Annotated in this window: 2 protein-coding genes; both read left to right on the top strand. The window is 59.2% G+C overall.

Annotated elements, in window-relative coordinates; translation table 11 throughout:
• The coding region (locus V6C16_RS13390) for an RNA methyltransferase (protein ID WP_333543453.1) at nt 1-692 on the top strand (692 nt) is incomplete at its 5' end.
• A 76-nt stretch (nt 693-768) separates the two neighbouring features.
• On the top strand, nt 769-1,116 hold the full coding sequence (gene rplS, locus V6C16_RS13385) for a 50S ribosomal protein L19 (protein ID WP_291441114.1): 348 nt from the start codon (nt 769-771) through the stop codon (nt 1,114-1,116).
• Nucleotides 1,117-1,346: the final 230 nt, after the last annotated feature.

Below are 1,346 nucleotides of genomic sequence, written 5' to 3'. Positions count from 1 at the left end.
GGCGGCAATCGGTGCGTACAACGCTGCACATGCGGCCCGACCTGCTCGACACGGCCCCGCTTACCGGTGAAGACGTGCAGACCTTGGCCGAAATCCCGCGCGAAAGGCCGGGGCGCAATCTTTCTTTCTGCCTTGTTCACTATCCCGTGATGCTCGGCGAAAAAAAATCCGGCGCTTCCTCTTTGACAAATCTCGACATACACGATATAGCCCGAATTTCCCGCAGCTATGCGATGGGTTCTTTCCATGTGGTAACCCCCTTGCAAGATCAGTTGCGGGTGCTGGATGAAATTTTGAGCCATTGGACGCAGGGTCCGGGCGGCTCAGGCAATGCCGACCGGGCGCAGGCTCTCGGGCTGGTTTGTCCTGCGACCTCCCTGGATGAAGCAGTGGCGCATATGACCGCACGGCACGGTGTACGGCCCAGGCTGGTGGCAAGCTCCGCCGTCTGGCCCGGCAAGGGGAAAAAGCAGGCTCGCACAGAACCGCTCATGACCCCTCAACAAGTGCGGCAATGGTGCAGCCGAGGACCGGTCATGCTTTGCCTTGGCACGGCACGGGGGCTTGCCCCCGAAGTGCTGGAACAGTGTGACGGTCTGCTTCGTCCTGTACGTTTTTTGGGCTACAATCACCTTTCGGTGCGCAGCGCCGCCGCCATTCTGGCAGACAGAATTTTAGGCGACTATTGCTGATAAACCGGCGGCCTGAGCGCATCGGCGCCGCTACGCAACGACGCAACAATCCGCCCGGATTTGCAAGGAGTTCACGATGGATATCATCAAAAAGATTGAACGGGAAAACATGCGCATGGATGTACCCGCGTTTCGCTCCGGCGACACGGTGAAAGTGCATCTGCGCATTGTGGAAGGCGAAAAACAGCGCATCCAGATTTTCCAGGGCAACGTCATCCGCGTCAAACGCGGCACCACCTGCGCCACCTTCACGGTACGCAAGATTTCTGACGGCGTGGGCGTGGAGCGCATCTTCCCCCTCAACTCGCCCTTTATCGACCGCGTTGAAGTGGTCACCCAGGGCCGCGTTCGCCGCAGCCGTCTGTACTACCTGCGCGCCCTCAAGGGCAAAGCCGCACGCATCAAGCCGCGCGGCCGTTTCTGATCGCCTGCGGCATCAGAACAAACACAGCGCCTTTTTTACGGCGCGCCGTGGGATGGCGGGCAACCGCCCTCATGGCGCGCCTCTTGTGCGTTTGAGCGCTCAGCTTTTAGAGCAATTTCACTTTGAAATTGCTCTGGCGGCTGCGTGAGCAGACGTTCGCTACGGAGGCGTAAGCGCAGTTTATCTGCGCGGTTAAACGCCGAAGTGAGCGTGCCTTAAACTTTGAGAAT

The sequence above is a fragment of the Desulfovibrio sp. 1188_IL3213 genome (assembly GCF_036763145.1).
Classification (GTDB): domain Bacteria; phylum Desulfobacterota; class Desulfovibrionia; order Desulfovibrionales; family Desulfovibrionaceae; genus Desulfovibrio.
Note: the sequence above shows the minus strand (reverse complement) of the source record. Positions and strands in the feature narration are given on the sequence as shown.